This window comes from Helicobacter apodemus (genome assembly GCF_000765745.2).
Taxonomy (GTDB): Bacteria; Campylobacterota; Campylobacteria; order Campylobacterales; family Helicobacteraceae; genus Helicobacter_D; species Helicobacter_D apodemus.
Genome location: NZ_JRPC02000049.1, coordinates 1 through 4,101 on the forward strand (window position 1 = coordinate 1; position 4,101 = coordinate 4,101).

The window sequence follows — 4,101 nt, forward strand, 5'->3', positions numbered from 1 at the left end:
AAAATCAGCTTCTTTTGATGGAACGCTTAAATCTCTTAGTTCCTTTATAAGCTTTGGAATATCTAAGTTAATATATTTAAAGACAATCATTAATTTACCCCGTTTTGTGACCACACCATCTTCAACACTACAATCCTCCCAATTTTCTTTTGTGTATTCCTTCTCTGCTGCACCAAACCTATCTACAAAAATGCCTAAATCTTCATAATTTAAGCCCATTGTGTGCTTCATAAAGTCTGGATTCATTCTATAAAGAATATAAAAGAGAGAGGAAGCATAACCATTTAGAAGTGTGCCTGTTAATCCAACAATTTTAGAAGAACAAGAAGCAAGCATTCCAAAAGCAGTGCCTTGTGCGGTATCGTTTCCTTTAAGTTCGTGAATTTCATCTAAGACTAAAAGGTCAATAAATCCCTTTTTCAATCTTTTTTTAATAAACTCAGCTACACCATAACGCATAGCAACTCCTTTTAGTGAGGGTTTTTTAATCCCTGCATACCATTCTTTAAAAGAAGTTTGTTTTAGCTCTGGAACAACATTTCTGCAATTACATTTATGTAATTGTTTAAAAAATCGCCTTGTTACAAAACCCGCTTCTTTGTTTTTAAAATATTTTTTTACCTCTTTAAGTGTAAAGTGAGTATTTTTAAGCTCTTCTCCATACTCATCAACTTCTATATAGTTGATAGACTCAGAGCAATTGGATACTTCTTCTAAAACTTTTCCACATTGACTGCAAGAAAATTGCCAAAGGCTAGAATTAATCTTTTTTGCCTTAATAGATTCTGTTGTATCAATAATCTTTTCTCTGGGATAAGAAAGCTTTGCAACTTCCTTGCTACAAATAAAGAATCTTAAAATCCCATCTTTGCTATCATTTTGATAGTCAATGATGGTTTTAAAATTACGAACAATCACAATTTCATAATTTAAAATTGCTTCATCACTTTTACCTAATGTCACTTCTATCTCACTTGCCCATTTAGGAACAAGATGGGATGGACTCATAATAAAGACATTCCCTCCATTTTTCAATAAAGAGTAAGATAAGCTAATCCCCATTAAAGTTTTTCCTGTCCCCATCTCACAAGATAAAAGAAGGGATTTTCTTTTTTTCAAGTGATTAACACCAGCAGTAATAATAGTAGCTTGTGTAGGAAAAGGCTTTTTCTTAAGCTTTAATAATGTTTCAATATCTTTATTGTATTTGGCAGGCTCTTGTAATCCTATAAATGTAGGAGATACTGATTCGTGTAAAGAAACCTTAATAGCAGTTTTATGGTTGATTAAAAAATCTGAAAAATTCATTATTTTCATTGTTTATCCTTATTAATAAAGTCTTAAAGACTAATAACAAAGATATACCTATCCCTTAAGTGGAGTAAAGATATATCATAGTCTAAAAGATTAAAACAAGGATAGAAGTATCCCTAAGTTGGGATAAATCTATCCCAACTTAGGGGTTAGTAGTAACTAAAATTAGCTAAATTATTTGGTTAGTTGTTGAAAGAAAAAAGTCATCATTGCAAAATTTGCAGAGACAGCGACTAAAACAGAAGCTACTCCAATGCCTAAAACCCATCGGATTAATTCTGATTTTGCTTCTGCAATCTCCGCTCTAACAAACTCTTTTGTCGCAAGTTCATTTTTAAACTTTTCCTCTACTTCATCTTTAATAGCTTTTGCAGTGATATTATCATTTGTTTTAATATCATTAGCTACTGCTAAAACAACATCTATGATTTCATCTTTTTTATCCTCTTGCTTAAATTTCTTAATCATCTCAACAAGTAAAAGCTTTGTAGAATAAGAAAGGACTTCTTTTTGTTGCATTGTTGTTTCCATTTTTATTCCTTTTTCTTATTATACACTAAAACCACCAGATTCTATATTCACCCTCTCTTTTTGCATAATCGCATTTAGAAGCAACTTCTTGCAAATCATTAATAATTGCAATACTTTATTATTTTCTTAATTTCCAAAGAATAAGTATTCTCCTTTGGTATTAATCCACTCTCCACGCCCATCGTTTGCTGTATAATATTTTATGCAATATTTTGCTGAAAAGAAGCTTCTTATTTCTTGTTTGGAATATGTTGTAGATAATAATATATCTTTAATGTCTCTGATTGTTGGTCTTGATGGTTGTAAATCATCTACATATAAATAATTTTGCCATACATAACCTACCCTGTCTAACATCACTTCACCATCGCATCTATCAAACGTTATCTTTTGTATTTGCTTAAGATTCATTTTTTATCCTTTAAAATAAAGTCTTAAAAAGACCAATAAAACAAGGATATACCTAACCCAAGTGGGATAAAGATATATCCCAACTTGGGGCTGATAATTATAAATTAGTTAAAGAAGTTTATGTAAATTAGGATTGATGAATCTTATCAATGCTTTTTGTATTGCAATTAGTGTGCTATCCTCCACAATACCAATTTTGCTTTGGAATCGTTTTGTAGATAGGTATCTAGTTTGCTGAATATTAAAACCTGATACATTAGATAACCCATTTACACTATTAGGTTGTATTTGCACTATCCACGGCAATGAAGCAAACTTATCTCTCCAAGTTGTAATAGGAACGACAAGTCGCATAAATTGACTAGCCAAGTAATTATCATCAATGATTACAGCTGGTCTAATCTTTTTAATTTCATTACCTATAGTAGGGTCAAAATTAACATACCATATTTCATTGCGATTCATCATCTAAATCCCCTGTTTCTAAGTCTTCATAGAGAATAGAAGAGAGCTTAGAATCATTATCTGCTAATTTTACAGCATTATGCCATCGCTCTAATTCTAGTCTATATTTATACTCTTTCACAGCATCCTTAATAATATTTGAAATGGATTTTAAACCATAATCACGCTTAATATCATCAAGCATTTGTTTAAAATCCCTATCCGCATTAAATGTAATTTTAACAGTATCCATATACTCTCCTTAATACAGATTAACATAAGGTAATTATACCATATATAGCTAAGGCAATTAATCCATTCTAGTTTTATGTTTAACTTTGCGTGTGTATTTGCTTCTATCTCTCACAAATCTAGTTTGTAAATTAATCTCTCTCTTATAAGAGGCAATAATTGCCTTATTTCTTTTGATGGTTATATTTTTCATTGTTTATCCTTATTAATAAAGTCTTAAAGACTAATAACAAAGATATACCTATCCCTTAAGTGGAGTAAAGATATATCATAGTCTAAAAGATTAAAACAAGGATAGAAGTATCCCAAAGCTGGGATAAATCTATCCCAACTTAGGGCTGTATGTAAGTATTTTAGTGTTAGCTACTTAAGAAAAGCAGTGATAAAATCAAAGACTTTAGGTTGGAGGATAATTATTAAGACTCCTAAACCTATTGCATAGAATTTGAATTTTTGTTCTAAAAGGTCAAATCTTCTATTCACTTCAGAAATTTCAGTTCTTACTTTTGCAATTTCTTGCTTCAACTCTTGCTTTACCTCTGCAATCTCCGCTCTAACAAACTCTTTTGTAGCTAATTCATTTCTTAGCTTTTCAACGACTTCTTCTCTTATTAACTCAGAGGAGATTCTATTATCTCTTTTAACTTCATCGACAATAGCAACAATATCATTTAAAACTTCTTGTTGTTCCTCTTCTTTATAGCTTTTTTTAATAAGCTTCATTATTAAAGCTATTGTGCTTTGTGAAATAGTATGATTGGGTTGTATAACTTGCATCATATTTCCTTGCATATTAATTCCTTAATTCTTTCTATTATACCACAAACTCTCTATTCATCATTTTAGTAATGACTGCAAGACAATCTATGGATAATTGTATAGCTTAAAAAGCAACTTAATCCCAATGACTAGAATCAAGACTCTAAGTAAATATTCTAGGAGTAAAAATACTCCAAGAAAGGATTTATTCCAACAAGGGAAGTAAATAATCCCTTGTTGGAATATTTAAGCCTAAACCCATAGGGCTTAGAGGATATGAAAAGAAAGTATTTACTGCCTCTGTATGCCTTTTGCCAAAGAAAAAGGCAAATTCTGCTTCACGCAATCATTCTATTATTGCCACTCAAAGCTGGAGTGAAGCTCTATTTA

The 4,101-nt window shown here is 30.8% G+C and carries 7 protein-coding genes; all 7 read right to left on the minus strand.

The window, feature by feature from the left end:
• Window positions 1-1,317: DEAD/DEAH box helicase family protein (locus LS72_RS10095; protein ID WP_194145609.1), on the minus strand; the 1,317-nt coding region annotated here is incomplete at its 3' end.
• A gap of 171 nt (window positions 1,318-1,488) precedes the next feature.
• Complete coding sequence (locus LS72_RS10100; RefSeq protein ID WP_034555902.1) at window positions 1,489-1,845, minus strand: hypothetical protein; 357 nt, start codon at window positions 1,843-1,845, stop codon at window positions 1,489-1,491.
• Window positions 1,846-1,971: 126 nt separating this feature from the next.
• Entirely contained in the window at window positions 1,972-2,256 is a 285-nt protein-coding gene (locus LS72_RS10105) for a hypothetical protein (RefSeq protein ID WP_034555538.1), read from the minus strand.
• Window positions 2,257-2,364: 108 nt separating this feature from the next.
• A complete protein-coding gene (locus LS72_RS10110) occupies window positions 2,365-2,724 on the minus strand; it encodes a type II toxin-antitoxin system PemK/MazF family toxin (protein ID WP_199770103.1) in 360 nt (119 codons plus the stop codon).
• Window positions 2,708-2,953 (minus strand): hypothetical protein, encoded by a 246-nt coding sequence (locus tag LS72_RS10115; RefSeq protein WP_034555539.1) that lies wholly within the window; start codon window positions 2,951-2,953, stop codon window positions 2,708-2,710. Before LS72_RS10115 ends, LS72_RS10110 begins: the two co-directional genes overlap by 17 nt.
• Before the next feature lie 57 nt (window positions 2,954-3,010).
• A complete protein-coding gene (locus tag LS72_RS11625; RefSeq protein ID WP_269149294.1) occupies window positions 3,011-3,145 on the minus strand; it encodes a hypothetical protein in 135 nt (44 codons plus the stop codon).
• A gap of 170 nt (window positions 3,146-3,315) precedes the next feature.
• The gene (locus tag LS72_RS10120; protein ID WP_138155327.1) at window positions 3,316-3,744 is read right to left on the minus strand and encodes a hypothetical protein; all 429 of its coding nucleotides are present in this window, start codon (window positions 3,742-3,744) and stop codon (window positions 3,316-3,318) included.
• Between the last annotated feature and the right edge of the window lie 357 nt (window positions 3,745-4,101).